We start from the raw sequence: 15944 nt of genomic DNA, 5'->3' as shown, positions 1-15944 counted from the left end.
GCACCGCAGGAGGTACAGCGCGTGAAGGAGATGCTCCCCCCATCCTGGCAGGGGGTTCTCGGTGAGGAGACCGAGCAGCCCTACTTCAAGGAGCTGGCGGTCTTCGTCGAGGAGGAGCGGGAGCGCGGACCGGTGTATCCGCCCCGCGAGGAGGTGTTCGCCGCCCTCGACGCCACGCCGTACGAGCAGGTGAAGGTCCTCGTCCTGGGCCAGGACCCCTACCACGGCCCCGGTCAGGGCCACGGCCTGTGCTTCTCGGTCCGCCCCGGGGTCAGGACACCGCCGTCGCTGCGGAACATCTACAAGGAGATGCGGGACGAGCTCGGCCACCCCGTGCCGGACAACGGCTTTCTGCTGCCGTGGGCCGAGCAGGGCGTGCTGCTGTTGAACGCGGTGCTGACCGTGCGCGGGGGCGAGGCCAACTCACACAAGGGCAAGGGCTGGGAGAAGTTCACCGACGCCGTGATCCGCGCCGTCGCCGCGCGTCCCGATCCGGCCGTCTTCGTGCTCTGGGGCAACTACGCGAAGAAGAAGCTCCCGCTCATCGACACCGGGCGACACGCTGTGGTGGAGGGAGCCCACCCCTCGCCGCTCTCGGCCAAGCGGTTCTTCGGCTCCCGCCCCTTCACCCGGATCAACGAGGCCGTCGCCGCCCAGGGCCACACGCCCATCGACTGGCGCATCCCCGATCTGGGCTGAGCCGCGCCGGGGCCCAGCCCGTGGTGTGCGCCATTGTCAGAGGTGGCCGTTAGCGTCGGAGGACGACCGGCGAAGCGGTCGTGCGAGGCGGCGTACGGCAGACGGCGTACGGCACACGGCGAACGGGAGGAGCCCCTCGTGGCGGAGCCCCAGCAGGACGCGCCCCAGGGCGCGGAGGACGCGACCATGGTCAGAATCGGCCAGGCCATCATGCTGCACCGCGGCGGAGACCGGGAGGAGGCGAGGAACCGCTTCGCCGCCCTGTGGGCGGAGACGGACCCCGGAGTGGACCTCTTCCACCGCTGCACCATCGCGCACTACATGGCCGACACCCAGGACGAGCCGGCCGACGAGCTGGTGTGGGACCTGCGCGCGCTCGCCGCCGCCGACGCGCTGGAGGGGGACGAGGTCAGCTGGGGCGAACACCAGCTGGCCGTTCGCTCCCTCTATCCGTCCCTGCACCTCAACATCGCCGCTGGCCACGCCAAGCTCGGTGACCAGAGCGCGGCCCGAAGCGCACTGGAGCGGGCCAGGGACAAGCTGGACGCGCTGCCCGCCGACGCGTACGGAGAGGGCATTCGTGCGGCGATCGAGCGTCTGGAGAAGCGGCTCGCCGACGGCGCCGGCTCACCCGGCACCACCGCGGACGGGCCGGGCGGAGGCGGGGACCACCTGCCGTAAGGGCTCACCTGCCGCCCGGGCTCACCTGCCGTAGGTGTCCCGGCAGATGCGGGCCTGGGCGCTGTCCGCGTCCCACCGCCCGTACGCCTCGCCCAGGTCGCACAGGCCCGAGCCGGGCCGGGTGCGGCGCTGCCCCGTGCCGTGCCCGTGCCCGTGGCGTTCGTGCGCTCCCGAGTCCGCGTCCCGCCCGGCGGCGCCTGCCTGCGCGCGGCCCCCGCCGTCGTGCCCCCGGGCGCCGGGGAGCCGAGCGGGGCCGGGTGCGGGCCGGTCGGGAGAGTGGGCCGTGGAGGTGTCCCCGCCCGCCGCCCCCGCACCGGAGCGCGGCGCGGTGTCGCCCCGGGCGCCGGCGGTGCCGCGCCGTCCTGAGGCCTTCTCCTGGTGCTCGTTGTGGGAGAGCGCCTCCTTCGCGGGGGACCGGGCCACACGCGGGGAGGCGTCCCGGTGGCCGGACGCGGGGGAGTGGTGGGAGGCGGAGCCGCCGCCGGGCGCGCCGGGGTCGCCCGAGACGGTCATGCACCCGGTCGCGGTCGAGAGCGCCATCCCCGCGACGGCCATGGCTTTCGTGATACGTGACATCCACGCAACTCTTCCGCCGTCTCGCCCCGGCTGGAAGCCCTCCCAGGGGTGATCGCGTCCGGCCCGGGTTGATCGCGGGCCGATCAGCAGCCTTCCTGGCTTTCGGTTCAAAGGCTCCCGGCCGGCCGCCGGTGTCAGAACCCGGTCTGCCCGTCGATGCGCTCACGGAGCAGGTCGGCGTGGCCGTTGTGCCGCGCGTACTCCTGGATCATGTGCGTGTACATCCACCGCAGTGACGTCCGCCAGCCCGTGCGGTGGGGGTGGGTGGCGACCTCGTCGAGGGACCGCCCGGCGGCGGACTCACGGGCACGGTCGATCTCGCGGCGCCAGGCGGCCAGCGTCTCCTCACCTTTATCGGCCTCGGCGGTGGAGAAGTCGTCGTTCGGCGCCTGCGGGGTGCGGTAGAGCGGTGCGGAGTCCTCCTCCCGCCACATCCGGCGGAACCAGTGGCGTTCCACGTCGGTCATGTGCCGTACCAGGCCGAGCAGTGTCAGTTCGGACGGCGGCGCCGCGGCCCGCCGCAGCTGCTCGTCGCTCAGGCCCTCGCACTTGGCGGCGAGTGTGGCGCGCTGGAGGTCGCGCCACTGCTGGAGGATCTGCCGTTCGGATCCGGTGCCCTCGGGAAGTCGGACGCCGCTGAGAGTGGTCGGCGGCCCTTCGGGCGCTGCCTCGTTCTGGCTCGTCATGCGCGCATCCTTTCGACTTCTGTCAGCTCTCGGGGGAGGGAGTGCGGGAGGTGCAGGCAGCCGCCTCGGCCGTGGCGGTGGACGTGCCGGTGCCGGGGGCGGTGGCCGCGGGGGCCAGCAGACCGGCCAGGATCTCGCGCAGGCCGGTCCGCAGCTCCTCCTCGCTGGGAACGGCGGCGTTGTACGAGCCAGCGGTGCAGGTGAACATGATGCCCTCGCACCAGGCCAGCAGGGAGAGCGTGTGCCGCTCGGGTGCGGTGGACCCGGCGGCCGAGAGCAGGCGCCGCAGCGGTTGGGCGAAGTCGCTTCTTCCGGTGCTGTTGTAGTGGGCCCGCAGCTCGGGGCGCCGGGTGGCTTCGAGCGCCAGTTCGTAACGGGCCACCAGCAGGGTGCGGTGCCGGGTCAGATGGCGGTGGAGTGCCGCCGCGACGAGGTCCGCGAGCGGGCCGGGCCCCGAAGGGCCTTCGTCGGCCGGTGGTGTCTCCTGCGGGAGGAGGGCCGCGCCTTCCAGGACGGTCAGCCGTTCCACCACCGTCTGGAGCAGGGCTGCCCGTGTGCGGGCGAGGTTGGAGGTGGAGCCCTGCGGCAACCCGGCCGCCTCGTCGACGGCGCGGTGGGTCAGGCCCCGCAGCCCGCGTTCGGCCAGCAGCCCGATCGCGGTGTCGGCGATCAGCTCAGAGCGGGGAACAGCGGTGTCGCGAGAGGGCATGGGGGCAATCTACCCGCACACTACAGGGGTAGTATCCTCGGATCTGAGAACACTACAGCTGTAGTCTCCTGGCCTTTTGGGAGGTACCCGTGCACACCCCGCGCGCCCTCGTCGCCGGAGCCGGCGTCGGCGGCCTCACCGCGGCCGTCGCGCTCGCCGACCGCGGCTGGACCGTCACCGTCCTCGAACGCGCCGGCGCGCTCGAACCCGTCGGCGCGGGCATCGCCCTCGCCCCCAACGCGCTGCGCGCCCTCGACGTCGTCGACGTGGGGGACGACGTGCGCGCCCTGCGCACCTGGAGCGGACGCGGCGGTCTGCGCTCGCCCTCCGGCCGCTGGCTGGTGCCCACGACCGGTGACCGGACGGCCGCGCGCTTCGGCGACCCCCTCGTGCTGATGACCCGCGCGGCCCTCGTCGGCCTGCTGCGCACCAGATTGCCCGACACCGTCACCCTGCGCACCGGCACGGCCGCGAGCCTGACCGACCCGGGAGCCGAGAGCCGGCCCGCCGCCGTCACCACGGGCGACGGGCACACCATGGAGGCGGACCTCGTGGTCGCCGCCGACGGCATCCACTCCGCGGCCCGCCGAGCGCTCTTCCCCGCCCACCCGGGGCCCCGCTACGCGGGCTTCACCACCTGGCGGTTCCTGACCGAAGCCCCCGAAGGCGGGGTCGAGCCGCACGAGACCTGGGGGCGGGGCCGCATGTGGGGCACCCAGTCACTGCCGGACGGCAGGGTCTACGCCTACGCGGCCGCCGCCCTCCCCATCTCGTGGAGCACCCCCGACGGCGAACGAGAGGCGCTTCGGCGGATGTTCGCCGACTGGCACAGGCCGCTGCCCCAGCTCATCGAATCCGTGTCCGAGCAGGCGGTGCTGCGCAACGACGTCCACCACATGACCGAACCGCTCCCCGCCCACCACGCGGGTCGCACCGTCCTGCTCGGTGACGCCGCGCACGCGATGGCCCCCAGTCTGGGCCAAGGCGGCAACCAGGCCATCGAGGACGCGATCGTGCTCGGCCGGCTCGCCGATCCGGCCGCACCGGTCGCCAGAACCCTGGCGGCCTACACCGGGCAGCGGCTGCCCCGCACGGCCGAGGTCGTGCGGCGGTCGGCGCGCGCCGCCCGGATGACGACCCTCACCAGCGCGCCCGCCTGCGCCCTGCGCAACGGAGCGCTCGCCGCCGTCAGCCGCCTGGCGCCCGCCCTGACACTGCGCGCGCTCGCGGGGATCGCCGACTGGCGCCCGCCGGAGCCCACGACCGCCGACGGGACACGGTCACCCGAACGGTGAGGAAACCGCGAGCCCCCCGCACGCCGGTGACGAGCCCCGCCAGGCGCGACGGGCCCGCTCACGGGCGCGGTGGATGCGAGCGGGGGCTCGCCGGCGGGCGCGAGCGGAGGGTCAGCGGCGGGCGGGCACGGTCAGGCCGGGGCTCCCGTCCTCGTCCCGGTCCCGCTGCCGGTCCCGCCGTGACCGCACCGCGCGGGCGGCCTCGAGTGCGAGGTACGCCGCCAACGCGGTCAGCGCCAGCCGCGCCGTCCAGTCGCCGAAGCGCACGTACAGCGTCGTGCCGCGCGCCAGCGGCACCTCGGTGAGCGTGGCCGCACTGGTGGCCGTGTCCATGCGGCGCCCGACCTGTTCGCCCTCGGGCCCGAAGGCCGCGCTGACACCGGTGAGCGTCGCGTGCACCATGGGGCGGCCCGTCTCGGCGGCTCGCAGCGCCGCGAGAGACGCGTGCTGCCCGGGTGCCCAGCTGTGCTGGAAGGTGGAGGTCGAGGACTGGGCCACCAGCACCCGCGCGCCCTCGGCGGCCAGGTGCCTGCTCATGTCGGGGAACGCCGTCTCGAAGCAGATCAGCGGCCCGAACCTCGCCCCTCCCGACCGCATCACCACAGGTTCTCGACCCCGCTGCCGGTCCTCGCCCGCCGCCCGCCCGACCGAGGTGGCCCAGCCCAGCACCGAACGGAAGGGGACGTACTCGCCGAAAGGCACCAGCCGCATCTTGTCGTAACGCTGTCCGGTCAGCCCGCCCCCGTCCACGAGGACCGCGCTCTTGAAGATGCCGGGCCGGTCACTGCGCTGGGAGTCCACGTTCACCAGCAGCGGCGCGTGCGTGGCCCGGGAGAGCGCGGCGAGCCGACGCACCAGGGACGGGTGGCTGCGCAGGTCGTATCCGACGCTGCTCTCGCCCCACACCACCAGGTCGGGCCGGCGGCCGGCCAGGCGCCGGGTCAGTTCCTCGCCGCGCGCGAACCGTTCCGCGCGCGAGGACGTCTCGCCGATCTGCACCACGGCGACACGTGTGGCGCCCGCGGGGTGCGGGCGGGGCGCCCACATCCAGACTGCGCACGTGGACACGGCGGTGGCCAGTACGGCGACGGCCGCGGCCCGGCGGGCGCGCGGGACCGCGAGCAGCGCGGCGAGGGCGGTGTTGACCGCCACCACCACGAAGCTCACCAGCCACACGCCACCCACCGAGGCCAGCCGCAGCGCGGGCGTCACCTGCCACTGGCTCGCGCCCAGCAGCCCCCAGGGGCCGCCCAGGTACTCCCAGGAGCGGATCAGTTCGGCCAGCAGCCAGCCCGACGGCACCAGCACCACCGCGGCGGCGAACCGGCCTCCGGTGGGTGCGCCGGCCAGCAGCCGGTGGACGAGCCAGCCCCACGGCAGCCACAACAGCCCCAACAGCGCGGCGAGAAGGACGATGAACACGTGCAGGCTCGGCATCAGCCAGTGGTGCATCGCCAGCATGAAACCCGTACCGCCGAGCCAGCCCGCCCGTGCGGCGGCCCGGGGAGTGGGCGCGGCCCGTACCAGCAGCAGCCAGGGCACGAGGGCCGCGTACGCCAGCCACCACAGCGCGGGCTCGGGGAACGCCAGCGCGGGGACGGCCCCCGCCGGCAGCGGCAGTGCCCGGCGCGCCCAGCGGGCGGCCGGGGCGGCACGCACGGCCGGGGTGGCACGCATGCCCCGCCTCCTTCGTCCGACGCTCACTCACCAGTGTGAGGGAGGGGACAGAAGATGACGAGGTCGGCGCGGCAGATGATCGCCCCCGGCGCTCCGGCGCTCCGGCGCTCCGGCGCTCCGGCGCTCCGGCGCTCCGGCGCTCCGGTCCTCCGGTCCTCCGGCGTTCGGCGCCTCCGCGCCTGGTGCCCGCGTTCGGTGACTCCGTGTCCGGCGCTCGGCACAGGTCGCGCTCGGCCGGACCGGCGCCCGCGCGAGTCCGCCCGCCGCGCGAACGGCCGGGGGTGGACAGATGGGGCTCGCCCAGCTCGGGCGAGCCCCCGGTGGCGTTACCGCGCCGCGACCGGCCGGCGGCCGACAGGCTTGCCGCGGCCGCCCGCTCGTGGCACCTCGGCGCGCCTGTCGTCGGCGGGCCTCTTGCGGTGGGCGAACTCCGCGTCGGCGGTGTGCCCCGTCCCGCCGCCGTGCGGGACCTGCGGGCCCCCGTCGCGGGGCGGGGGCAGGGTCCGGCCCGGCTCGTCGGGCGAGGTGTGCCCCGGCGGCGCACCGTGCGTCCTGCGGGCGCTGTCGACCGTCAGTGCGACCAGACCCCAGGTGGCGACCGCGCCGGCCACCAGCGCCAGTACGGCACCCGTCGCGCCGTACCGGAAGCCCTCGTCCAGCAGGACGATGCCGGCGGCAGCCGCGACCACGGGGTTGGCGACCGTGGCCGTCGCCAGCGGCGTCGCCAGCCCGCCGCCCCGGTAGGACGCCTGGGAGGTGGCGAGCCCCGCGGCGGCCAGGGCGACCGTCAGCACGGCCAGCGGTACGGAGATGAGCAGGGGAGCGGACATCCACCTGTCGGCGAGCGTCTTGACGAAGACGGACGCCGCGCCGTAGGCCACCCCCGCTGCCAGGGCCAGGCACACGCTCCGCACCGCCAGGGCGCGGCTGCCCGGCCGGGCGCGTCCCCGGCGTCCGAGCACGGCCGCCGCACCGACCAGCAGTGCGAGGGCTGCCAGCACGCTGGTGGCGAGCGACAGTTGGCCGCTCCCGCGCAGCGAGTCGGCGCCCGCGTCACCGGTGAGCAGCAGGACACCGGCCAGCCCGGCGGACACCAGCAGGATGCCGCGCCAGGTGGCGGCGGCCACTCGGCGCCGGCCCACCGCCGCGGCCATGGGCGCGGCCAGGACGAGGGTGAGCACGCCGAGCGGCTGAACGACCGTCAGCGGCCCGAGGCCGAGCGCCACCACGTGCAACAGCGCCCCCGCGCCCTGGAGTCCCGCCGCCGTCCACCAGGTGCCCGAGCGCAGGAGTCCCCAGCGGCTGGGAGAGGTCGTCGCGGCGATCCGCTCCTGCCCGATCGCGGCCAGCGCGTAGCTGATCGCGGAGACCAGGGACAGCAGCGCCGCGGCCGTCAGCGCGCTCATGTCCGTCCCGTCCGGTCCTGGTTGGGCTTCGCGTTCATGTCACCACGATCCCGTGTGCGCGCGGATCTGTCGTCACCTGCCGGGAGCGTCTTGGCGTACAGCCAGCGGAGTACGTCACCGCTCGATGTCCCCCTGCCAGGTGACGCGGTCATGGGCCGGAAGGCACAGTCTCCGCCGGGCGCGGGTCCTACGGCCGGTGCGCGGGGAGCGGTCCCTCGCCGGAGACCTCGACCGGGCCGAAGCCGCTGCCGCGGATGGCGATGCGGCCCTCCCGCCCGTCGATGAGCCGCAGCCGGGCCGAGTCCCCTTCCAGTTCGGTCCACAGCGGCTGGCTGCCTTCCGGTCTGATGGTGCCGAACCAGGCGCTGTCGGCGTCGGTCGCCTCCGTGAACAGCGCCGCGTCGACGGGCACCTCGGCGGCTCCGGTCAGCAGGGTCGCCGGGCCACGGTAGAAGTTGTCCATGTATCCAGTGTGGCAGCGGGCGCCCGACCCGGCACTGCCGTCGCCGGCGTCCGGTTGGTCTCCGTCCTGTCGGTCCCCGTAACCGACGGAGCCCCGCCGCCCGCGGTGGCGGGCAGCGGGGTCCGGGCCGACGAGCCGACGTGCGCTGTGGGTCAGTTCGCCTTGCAGGCGTTCTGCGAGGCGGGGCTCAGCAGCGCGACGATCGGGTTGCCGCAGACGTTCGCACCGAGGTCCAGGACGTCCGGGTCGTTGTACTGGCCGGGGTGCGGGTCGCTGCTGGCGGCCGCTGCGGTGCCGGCGGTCCCGCCGAGCACGGCGACGGCGCTGAGCAGGCTGGCTGCGATAGCGGTACGAATACGCATGTTCGCTCCCATGAGAGGTAGCTGTTGTCTCCACGTCCACCGTGGAGGTACGGGTACATAGCGCGCATTTCGGACTACTCCGGGCGTGTGTCCGCGCTGGTACCGTGCCTGCCCTGAGGCGCATGAAGGGGGCGCGCATGAGCGGGGAGAGCCGGTCCGCGCGGAGCGAGCCGGACGCCGGTGCGGGAGAGGGGCGGCAGGCCGAGGCGGCGCCGCTTCCCGGGAGCGAGCCCGTCGAGGAGCCGGAGGGTACCCAGGGCAACAGCCCGAGGAGCGTCCTGTGCCGCATGTGCGGCCAGCCGTTGCGCGACCGTGCCTCCCGCCTGTGGGGGCTGGGGCCCGCCTGCCGCCACAAGCTCGCCGTGCGGACGGCGCCCGTACCGCCCGCGCACGAGGTCGCACAGGACACGCTGCCGGGGCTGTGAGCCGCGGCCCGCGCCGGGCAGGGGAGAAACGCCGGGCGCGCCCCCGCACCTTCCCGAGGGGGAGTGGTGATCATGGTGCCCGGAGCCAACCGGCGAAAGGCGACTGACGTGTCACAGCCACCGCACTCCGGCCGTCACCGACGAGACACCCCCCGTTCGGGCGGGACCCGCGCGGGCACCGAGCCGGTGACCGCGCGCAGCGACCTGCGGCTGCGCACGCTGCTGTCGTCCGTCGGCATCCCCGTCTTCGCGGCGGCGACCGCCCTCCTCGCCTGGTGGGCGGCCTCCTCGGGACCGCACAGCTCACCGAGCGACCGCGTGCTGAGCGTGCTGGCGGCGCTGTGCGGGGTGTTGACCCTGGCCGCGGTCGCCGACCTGCTCGTGCTGCGCCGCCGCCGGCGGCAGGAGCGCGCCGGCCGCTGACCCGCCGGGCACCGGCCCGGGCCCGCGCGGCTCAGCCGACGGACTCGCCCGCGTGCGGGCCCACCACGCCCGCCGCGATCAGCGCGAACAGGACCAGGCCCAGCACGATGCGGTAGATGACGAACGGCATGAAGCTGCGGGAGGAAATCCACCGCATGAACCACGCGATGACCGCGTAAGCCACCACGAACGCCAGTGCCGTCGCGAACAGTGTCGGCCCCCAGGAGACGTGGCCCTCGCCGATGTCCGCCAGCTCGAACAGGCCCGAGGCCAGCACGGCGGGCACCGCCAGCAGGAACGAGTAACGGGCCGCCGCCTCACGCCGGTACCCCATGAACAGGCCGCCGCTGATCGTGGCCCCCGAACGGGAGACGCCGGGCACCAGCGCCAGCGCCTGCGCGCAACCGTAGAGGAGCCCGTCGCGCACGTTGAGCTGTTCCAGCGACTTGCGCTCCCGCCGTACCCGGTGGCGGCCGCCCCGCGCGTCGCGGGCCGCCATCCGGTCGGCGACACCGAGGACGACGCCGACCACGACCAGCGTCGTGGCGATGAGCCGCAGATCGCGGAACGGGCCCTCGATCTGGTCCTTGAAGGCCAGCCCGAGCACGCCGATGGGGAGCGAGCCGACGATGACGAGCCAGCCCATCCGCGCGTGGTGGTCCCGCCGCGCCTCCCGGCTGGTCAGCGAGCGGAACCAGGCGGCCAGGATCCGGCCGATGTCCTTGCGGAAGAAGATGAGCACCGCCGTCTCGGTGCCGATCTGGGTGACGGCGGTGAACGCGGCGCCCGGATCCCGCCAGCCGGCGAAGGCCGCCACGAGGCGCAGGTGCGCGCTGGAGGAGATCGGGAGGAACTCGGTCAGTCCCTGGACGAGTCCGAGGACGAAGGATTCAAACCAAGACATCTGCGCTGGGGCTCGTCCCTGTGGTCGTCGGTGTCAGCGGTGGTGGGCGGAGGTCCTCGCTGCCGCGCGGTCGCGCGCGGCCCCGGGCTCCGTCACGTACCCGGCGCCGGTCGTCCCGGCAGCCGCGGCGGCGGCCGCCTCCGAGGTGTCCTCGGCCGCCGTGCCGGGCAGGTCCGCCGCCTCCGGGCTCGGGCCGTGCGTCGCCGCGTGGGACGGCCGCGCCGCGTGGGAGGGCCGCGCTCCGTCCCGTGCGCTTTCCCTGCGGCGCAGCTGGGCCCGTTTGCGCCAGGCGAAGACGGCCCCGGCCAGTCCGGAGAGCGCGATGAAGCCGAAAGAGGCGAGGAAGACGGGTGAGGTCGGTGTGGCCGCGCTGGAGCCGGCGATCACGTACGCCGCCGTGTTGGGTACGGACCCCACGGCCGTCGCGCTCAGGAAGGCGATCCAGCGCATACGCGAGACGGCGGCGCCGTAGTTGGAGGCGGCGAACGGCACACCGGGCAGCAGCCTGATCACCAGCATGGAGCGGAAGCCGTGCTTGCTCAACTGCCGGTCGGCGGCCGTGATCCAGCGGCCGCGCAACAGGGTGCGCAGCGCGTCTTGGCCCAGCAGCCTCCCGAGTCCGAAAGCGATGCCCGCGCCGATCACCGTCCCGGCCGTGGCCGAGAACGTGCCCGCCTGTGCGCCGAAGAGGACGCCCGCGGCGACGTTGAGTACCGGACGTGGCACGAACGCCGCCGTGCACAGCCCGTAGGCGGCGCCGAAGAGGGCGACGGCGGCCCCGCCGGCGACCTCGGGCGGCCAGCCGTGCGCGAGCAGGCGCTGGGGCTCGTACAGCAGCATCGCCGTGGCCGCGCCGCACAGGAGGACGGCGAGGAGGGCGAGGCGGGTCCAGGGAGAGAGCAGCGTCTGAGCGAGACGGCCGGGGAGTCCGTCTGGCTGCATGGCGGGGACGGGCACGTGGGGAGCGTAACCGACGAACCGGTCCTTCCGCCGTTCGAAGGCGTGCGGAAAGTCCGGAAGATTCCCTCACGGAACGGTGTTCGCCCCCCGTCCACCCCCGCTTCCACCTGTGCGGAAGGCGACCGGGGCGGGCCGGAGGCGAGCCTGGCGAAAAGCGTTCGACGGGCGCAGGCCGGCTCGGGGATGATCGGGCGGTGTTCCGGCAGCTCGACATCCCGACGCCGGCCGCGGTCGCGGCCGGTTCGCGGGCTGCCGCCTTCCTGACGCGGGGCGTGTGTGCCTGCCCCCTGCCGTGCGGCGCCGACGGCCGCCGACGCTGACCCTTCCCGGACCGCACCGAGGACCCCACGGGGAAGGGTCGGTCCTTCCCGGGGTCCCGCTCGCCACCCCGCCACGGCCCCGGAGGGCACCTGTGTCCGCGTACACCCGTCCGCACCCGCTTCCGCACCTGACCATCGGCACGCTCGGCCCCCGAGGGCACGGCAAGACCACGCTCGCCAGGGCCCTGTCGGCCGCCGGGCCCTGTCCCTGCTGCGCGGGACCCGACCTCGACCGCCGGCGGTTCGGTTACGCCACCGACACCCGGCGCTACACCGTGCTCGACCCGGCCGACGACCCCGACCGTCTCGACGGTGCCCTCCTGGTCGTCTCCGTCCTGGAGGGCGCCAGGACCGGTACCGCCGCCCATCTGGCACGCGCCCGCAGGACGGGTCTCCTTCCGCTCGTCGTCGCCCTCACCAAGGCGGACCAGGGCAGCGACGAGCTGACCGATCTGGTGGAGGCCGACGTACGGGCTTTGTTGACGGCGCACGGTCACGCGGGGGAGACGCTCCCCGCCGTCCGGGTCTCGGCCCTCGGCTCACTGGCGGGCGATTCGCGCTGGCGAGGCGCCACCGAAGCCCTGCTCGACGCCGTCGACACCTACGTCCCGCTGCCCGGTGGCGGGGAAGGCCTCCCGCTGCCCGGGAACGGGGAAGGCCGAGGCGGGGAAGGAAGGCGGGGCCCCTGCGACCCCCGCACGGTCGGGTGAGCAGGCGCCACCCGCACAATGGGACGGTGGAGATCAAGCCCGACGAACGCGTACCCCGCACCCGGACCGTCCCCTCAGGCGCGGCCAAGCTGATGCCGGACATCGACCGGCCCGGGGGCTGGCTGCTGACCGTGGACGGTGCCCCGCAGTCCTACGTGGACCTCGACGCCCCCGAGCACCTGGAGTTCGAGTACGCGCGCCGCGTCGGCCACCTGCTCGACCTGGCGGCTGATCCCGCCGGACCGCTGGACGTGCTGCACCTCGGCGGCGGCGCCCTCACGCTGCCCCGCTACCTGGCCGCGACCCGGCCGGGATCCCGGCAGCGGGTCGCCGAACCGGACGCGGAGCTGGCCGCCTTCGTCGCCGCGCACCTGCCGCTGGCCGCCGACGCGGACGTCCGCGTGGAAACCGCCGACGGACGGGCGATGCTCGAAGACGCCCCCGACGCCGACGCCGACGTGGTGATCTCCGACGTCTACGGAGGGTCGACGATGCCGGCCCACCTGACCACCCTCTCCTACGCCCGGCAGGCCGAGCGGGTACTGCGCCCCGGCGGCAGCTACGTGGCCAACCTCGCCGACGCGGCGCCGTTCCGCTTCCTGGGCTCCCAGCTGGCGACCTTCGCGGCCGTCTTCTCCTGGCTGGCCATCATCGCGGAACCCTCGGTGCTGCGCGGGCGCCGGTTCGGCAACGTCGTGCTGCTCGCCTCGCATCACGAGCAGCCCTGCGAGGAGCTGGCCCGGCGCTGCGCGGGCGACCCCTTTCCCGCGCGGGTGCTGCACGGGACGGCGCTGCGGCCGCTCACCGAGGGCGCGCGCCCCGTCGAGGACGGCGACGCCGTGCCCTCCCCCGAGCCGCCGAACGGCGCCTTCAGCATCGGCTGAGGGCGCCGTCCCGGGCGGGCCTGGACGCCGCGGCGGCGCCGAGGATCTTCCGTTCGGGCCCGCGAGCCCAGCAAGATCCAAACGAGAGGCTCCGCAGGGCGGAGCGGGTCAGCCGCGCGGCTCCGCGCCGCCGCCGGGCGCCTCGTAGTTGCGGAGGCTGCCGGTGATCTTCTTGATGGTGGCCTCCGAGAGCTCGTCCTTGACGCCCGCGTCGGTGTAGAGGACGAAGATGGCCAGGTCACCGTTGGTGTTGATCCAGGAGACCGTGACGGCCTTGCCCGCGCTCGTGGAGCACTTGTCCTCCTTGGGCGCTCCTGTGACGGTCGCGGTGGCGGTGTGGCCCTTGATGCCGTGCTCGTTCTCGAACGCCTTGGGCTTGGAGACCTTGAGGGTGCCCTTCTGCTTCTGGTCGTAGCCCGCGATCACGAAGTTGCCCGCGGCGATCTTCGCGGCCTCCTTGGTGTTCTTCGAGCCCTGCCCGCCCTTGGTGCCCACGGCCGCGCGGCTGGACTCCTTGCACCAGTTGTCCTTGTAGTAGGCGGGCGCCGACATGGCGACCAGGACCTTGCCCTTGTCGTCCTCGAAGCCGGTGATGGTGCCCTGGCTCTCGACGGTCCAGTCGTCGGTGTCGGGGACGTCGAAGGCGGAGTACCACTTGGGGTTGATGACGGTCTGCCAGCCGGCGACGACGGGCTCGGAGGGGTCCTTCGCGTCGTCCTCGCCGCCACCGCCACCGCCGGGGTCGGCCTTCTCGGTCTTCTTCGGCTTCTCGGCGGTGGGGGAGGCGGACTTGTCGGCCTCGTCCTTCTTGCCGTCGTCGTCCCCGCCGAAGACCATGAAGCCCGTCACCGCGGCCGCGGCGACCGCCACCGCGACGACGGCCGAGATGATGACCGTCTTCTTCCGGTCACCGCCTCCGCCGCCCTTGGGTGCCTGGGGGGCTCCCGGGACGCCGGCCGGACCCCACTGTCCTGAACCGGCCGCGCCGGGCTGCTGGCCGTACGGGTACGGGGGCTGCCCCGGCTGGCCGTGCTGCCCGTAGCCCGGCTGCTCCGCGGGCTGTTGTCCGTAGCCGGGCTGACCTGCCGGCTGTTGTCCGTAGCCGGGCTGACCTGCCGGCTGTTGTCCGTAGCCGGGTTGGCCCGACGGCTGCTGCCCGTACCCGGGCTGCTGGTAGGGGTTCGGCTGTTGATAACCCGGCTGCTGGTACGGGTTCGACTCCCCCGGGTTCTGCTCGCCCCCGGGCTGCTGCTGTCCTGGCCACATGGCCGACAAGCCTATGGTGCGACAACCGCCCCGGCCACGGTCGCCCTCGGATCGGTACCGACCCGCTACACGACGGGGGCCGGAGCGCGACAGGCGACGGCACCGCACGACGGTTACTCGGTGGTAACGTGCGGGCATGACGACAGAGCCCCAGCCGGACATAGGCGCATTGATGACGGCATCCGTGCCGATGGCCCGCACCCTGAAGCTGGAGTACCTCGAGACCTCGCCCGAACGCGTCGTCGTCTCGCTGCCCGACCAGAGCGAGTTCCACAACCACGTGGGCGGCCCGCACGCGGGGGCGATGTTCACCCTCGCCGAGTCGGCGAGCGGCGCGGTGACCCTCGCCGCCTTCGCGGACCAGCTCTCCCGGGCGGTGCCGCTGCCGGTGCACGTCGAGATGGACTTCAAGAAGCTCGCCAAGGGCGTCCTCACCGCCACCGCCGAGCTCGGCCGCCCGGCCGCCGACGTGGTCGCCGAGCTGGACCGCGGTGAGCGCCCCGAGTTCCCGGTGAAGGTCGCCCTCACGCGGGCCGACGGCGCCGTCACCAGCGAGATGACCATCGTGTGGACGCTGCGGCCGAACGACTGACCCGCCGCGGCCCCCGTCAGGAGAGTGCGCAGCTCGGCGCGATCCCGTCGGCGCACGCCCGCCGCACGTCGAGTAGGCTTCCGAACTCGAGCCCGAATGCCGTGGAAGGAAGCCGTAGTTGCACATCCAGGAGTGGCTGGAGCACATCCCGGCCGTCAGCGTGTACCTCCTGGTGGGGGTCGTCATCGGCCTGGAGAGCCTGGGAATCCCGCTCCCCGGCGAAATCGTCCTGGTCAGCTCCGCGCTGCTGGCCTCGCAGCAGGGGCACATCGACCCGGTCGTCCTGGGTGTGAGCGCGACCGCGGGCGCCATCGTCGGTGACTCGATCGGCTACGCCATCGGCCGCAAGGGCGGCAAGCCGCTGCTGGAGTGGCTGGGCCGCAAGTTCCCCAAGCACTTCGGGCCCGCCCACGTGGCCACCGCCGAGCGGTCCTTCCAGCGCTGGGGCATGTGGGCGGTCTTCTTCGGCCGCTTCATCGCGCTGCTGCGCATCTTCGCCGGGCCCTTGTCGGGCGTGCTGAAGATGCCGTACTGGAAGTTCCTGACGGCCAACGTGCTGGGCGGTGCGGTGTGGGCGGGCGGCACCACGGCCGTCATCTACTACGTCGGTATCGTCGCCGAGGCGTGGCTCAAGCGCTTCTCGTGGCTGGGGCTGGTGGCTGCCGTGCTCATCGGCGTCGCCTCCATGGTCATCGTCAAGCGCCGCTCGGCGAAGATGGCCGTCTCGACGGAGGAAGACCCGGCCGACACCTCGCAGGGCGGCGGCCCGGCCGCCGCGGACGGGGTCACGGAGGCGGACGGGGCCACCAGTGGCGCAGGCGGCGGGCCCGCCGCGGACGCGGCCGGAAAGTCAGCCCCCGCTCCGGCTCCGGCCGGGGACTGAGGCCCGGACGCGTGAGCGTCGGC

General features: G+C 74.2%; 18 protein-coding genes and 1 pseudogene. 9 read left to right on the top strand and 10 right to left on the bottom strand.

Going from position 1 to position 15944, the window contains the following annotated elements:
* Window positions 1-21 precede the first annotated feature (21 nt).
* Both MMF93_RS03855 and MMF93_RS03850 read left to right on the top strand, forming a co-directional pair.
* Complete coding sequence (locus MMF93_RS03855; RefSeq protein WP_274709423.1) at window positions 22-699, top strand: uracil-DNA glycosylase; 678 nt, start codon at window positions 22-24, stop codon at window positions 697-699.
* Window positions 700-837: 138 nt separating this feature from the next.
* Complete coding sequence (locus MMF93_RS03850) at window positions 838-1380, top strand: hypothetical protein (RefSeq protein WP_242749549.1); 543 nt, start codon at window positions 838-840, stop codon at window positions 1378-1380.
* Between the two features lie 21 nt (window positions 1381-1401).
* Here MMF93_RS03850 and MMF93_RS03845 read toward each other — a convergent pair whose 3' ends face one another.
* The 3 genes from MMF93_RS03845 to MMF93_RS03835 form a co-directional block, all read right to left on the bottom strand.
* Window positions 1402-1956 (bottom strand): hypothetical protein, encoded by a 555-nt coding sequence (locus MMF93_RS03845; protein ID WP_242749547.1) that lies wholly within the window; start codon window positions 1954-1956, stop codon window positions 1402-1404.
* A 134-nt stretch (window positions 1957-2090) separates the two neighbouring features.
* On the bottom strand, window positions 2091-2642 hold the full coding sequence (locus MMF93_RS03840; RefSeq protein WP_242749544.1) for a DinB family protein: 552 nt from the start codon (window positions 2640-2642) through the stop codon (window positions 2091-2093).
* 22 nt (window positions 2643-2664) lie between these two features.
* Window positions 2665-3351 (bottom strand): TetR/AcrR family transcriptional regulator, encoded by a 687-nt coding sequence (locus MMF93_RS03835; protein WP_242749542.1) that lies wholly within the window; start codon window positions 3349-3351, stop codon window positions 2665-2667.
* Window positions 3352-3440: 89 nt separating this feature from the next.
* Here MMF93_RS03835 and MMF93_RS03830 point away from each other — a divergent pair, with 89 nt between their 5' ends.
* Window positions 3441-4646: an FAD-dependent monooxygenase gene (locus MMF93_RS03830; RefSeq protein WP_242749540.1), complete on the top strand. Its 1206-nt coding sequence runs from the start codon at window positions 3441-3443 to the stop codon at window positions 4644-4646.
* 111 nt (window positions 4647-4757) lie between these two features.
* Here the strand turns inward: MMF93_RS03830 and lnt are convergent, their stop codons facing one another.
* The 4 genes from lnt to MMF93_RS03810 all read right to left on the bottom strand — a co-directional run bounded on the left by lnt (window position 4758) and on the right by MMF93_RS03810 (window position 8554).
* Window positions 4758-6323 (bottom strand): apolipoprotein N-acyltransferase, encoded by a 1566-nt coding sequence (gene lnt, locus MMF93_RS03825; protein ID WP_242749538.1) that lies wholly within the window; start codon window positions 6321-6323, stop codon window positions 4758-4760.
* Window positions 6324-6649: 326 nt separating this feature from the next.
* Window positions 6650-7729, bottom strand: a complete 1080-nt coding sequence (locus MMF93_RS03820; protein WP_242749537.1) for a DMT family transporter — start codon at window positions 7727-7729, stop codon at window positions 6650-6652.
* Between the two features lie 187 nt (window positions 7730-7916).
* The gene (locus MMF93_RS03815) at window positions 7917-8192 is read right to left on the bottom strand and encodes a DUF4873 domain-containing protein (protein WP_242749536.1); all 276 of its coding nucleotides are present in this window, start codon (window positions 8190-8192) and stop codon (window positions 7917-7919) included.
* A gap of 152 nt (window positions 8193-8344) precedes the next feature.
* Window positions 8345-8554, bottom strand: a complete 210-nt coding sequence (locus MMF93_RS03810; protein WP_114020152.1) for a chaplin — start codon at window positions 8552-8554, stop codon at window positions 8345-8347.
* Between the two features lie 137 nt (window positions 8555-8691).
* Between MMF93_RS03810 and MMF93_RS03805 the strand changes: the two genes are divergently transcribed.
* The gene (locus MMF93_RS03805) at window positions 8692-8979 is read left to right on the top strand and encodes a DUF6011 domain-containing protein (RefSeq protein WP_242749535.1); all 288 of its coding nucleotides are present in this window, start codon (window positions 8692-8694) and stop codon (window positions 8977-8979) included.
* Between the two features lie 108 nt (window positions 8980-9087).
* Window positions 9088-9402 carry a DUF6343 family protein gene (locus MMF93_RS03800; protein ID WP_242749534.1) on the top strand — a complete coding sequence of 105 codons (315 nt, stop codon included), beginning with the start codon at window positions 9088-9090 and terminating at the stop codon, window positions 9400-9402.
* A gap of 31 nt (window positions 9403-9433) precedes the next feature.
* Here MMF93_RS03800 and MMF93_RS03795 read toward each other — a convergent pair whose 3' ends face one another.
* Together MMF93_RS03795 and MMF93_RS03790 are read right to left on the bottom strand one after the other, a co-directional pair.
* Window positions 9434-10306: an undecaprenyl-diphosphate phosphatase gene (locus MMF93_RS03795; protein WP_242749533.1), complete on the bottom strand. Its 873-nt coding sequence runs from the start codon at window positions 10304-10306 to the stop codon at window positions 9434-9436.
* A 264-nt stretch (window positions 10307-10570) separates the two neighbouring features.
* Window positions 10571-11263: pseudogene (locus MMF93_RS03790) on the bottom strand (TVP38/TMEM64 family protein); the annotation flags it as partial.
* Between the two features lie 415 nt (window positions 11264-11678).
* On the opposite strand from MMF93_RS03790, the gene MMF93_RS03785 reads away from it, so the two are divergent.
* Together MMF93_RS03785 and MMF93_RS03780 are read left to right on the top strand one after the other, a co-directional pair.
* Complete coding sequence (locus MMF93_RS03785; RefSeq protein ID WP_242749530.1) at window positions 11679-12296, top strand: GTP-binding protein; 618 nt, start codon at window positions 11679-11681, stop codon at window positions 12294-12296.
* A gap of 92 nt (window positions 12297-12388) precedes the next feature.
* On the top strand, window positions 12389-13180 hold the full coding sequence (locus MMF93_RS03780; RefSeq protein ID WP_423835574.1) for a spermidine synthase: 792 nt from the start codon (window positions 12389-12391) through the stop codon (window positions 13178-13180).
* Between the two features lie 108 nt (window positions 13181-13288).
* Here the strand turns inward: MMF93_RS03780 and MMF93_RS03775 are convergent, their stop codons facing one another.
* Window positions 13289-14446: a DUF8017 domain-containing protein gene (locus MMF93_RS03775; RefSeq protein WP_242749528.1), complete on the bottom strand. Its 1158-nt coding sequence runs from the start codon at window positions 14444-14446 to the stop codon at window positions 13289-13291.
* 136 nt (window positions 14447-14582) lie between these two features.
* On the opposite strand from MMF93_RS03775, the gene MMF93_RS03770 reads away from it, so the two are divergent.
* Complete coding sequence (locus MMF93_RS03770) at window positions 14583-15038, top strand: DUF4442 domain-containing protein (protein WP_242749526.1); 456 nt, start codon at window positions 14583-14585, stop codon at window positions 15036-15038.
* 118 nt (window positions 15039-15156) lie between these two features.
* A complete protein-coding gene (locus MMF93_RS03765; RefSeq protein ID WP_242749524.1) occupies window positions 15157-15921 on the top strand; it encodes a DedA family protein in 765 nt (254 codons plus the stop codon).
* The last annotated feature ends 23 nt before the right edge of the window (window positions 15922-15944 follow it).

The organism is Streptomyces tubbatahanensis (assembly GCF_022699385.1).
Classification (GTDB): Bacteria; Actinomycetota; Actinomycetes; order Streptomycetales; family Streptomycetaceae; genus Streptomyces; species Streptomyces diacarni.
This window is presented reverse-complemented; position numbering and strand designations above follow the sequence as displayed.

Excerpts from the sequence above, each read along its gene's own strand:
- MMF93_RS03845 (WP_242749547.1), bottom strand. The coding sequence starts at position 1,956 with ATGTCACGTATCACGAAAGCCATGGCCGTCGCGGGGATGGCGCTCTCG.
- MMF93_RS03840 (WP_242749544.1), bottom strand. The coding sequence starts at position 2,642 with ATGACGAGCCAGAACGAGGCAGCGCCCGAAGGGCCGCCGACCACTCTC.
- MMF93_RS03835 (WP_242749542.1), bottom strand. The coding sequence starts at position 3,351 with ATGCCCTCTCGCGACACCGCTGTTCCCCGCTCTGAGCTGATCGCCGAC.
- lnt (WP_242749538.1), bottom strand. The coding sequence starts at position 6,323 with ATGCGTGCCACCCCGGCCGTGCGTGCCGCCCCGGCCGCCCGCTGGGCG.
- MMF93_RS03820 (WP_242749537.1), bottom strand. The coding sequence starts at position 7,729 with ATGAGCGCGCTGACGGCCGCGGCGCTGCTGTCCCTGGTCTCCGCGATC.
- MMF93_RS03815 (WP_242749536.1), bottom strand. The coding sequence starts at position 8,192 with ATGGACAACTTCTACCGTGGCCCGGCGACCCTGCTGACCGGAGCCGCC.
- MMF93_RS03810 (WP_114020152.1), bottom strand. The coding sequence starts at position 8,554 with ATGCGTATTCGTACCGCTATCGCAGCCAGCCTGCTCAGCGCCGTCGCC.
- MMF93_RS03805 (WP_242749535.1), top strand. The coding sequence starts at position 8,692 with ATGAGCGGGGAGAGCCGGTCCGCGCGGAGCGAGCCGGACGCCGGTGCG.
- MMF93_RS03795 (WP_242749533.1), bottom strand. The coding sequence starts at position 10,306 with ATGTCTTGGTTTGAATCCTTCGTCCTCGGACTCGTCCAGGGACTGACC.
- MMF93_RS03780 (WP_423835574.1), top strand. The coding sequence starts at position 12,389 with ATGCCGGACATCGACCGGCCCGGGGGCTGGCTGCTGACCGTGGACGGT.
- MMF93_RS03775 (WP_242749528.1), bottom strand. The coding sequence starts at position 14,446 with ATGTGGCCAGGACAGCAGCAGCCCGGGGGCGAGCAGAACCCGGGGGAG.
- MMF93_RS03770 (WP_242749526.1), top strand. The coding sequence starts at position 14,583 with ATGACGACAGAGCCCCAGCCGGACATAGGCGCATTGATGACGGCATCC.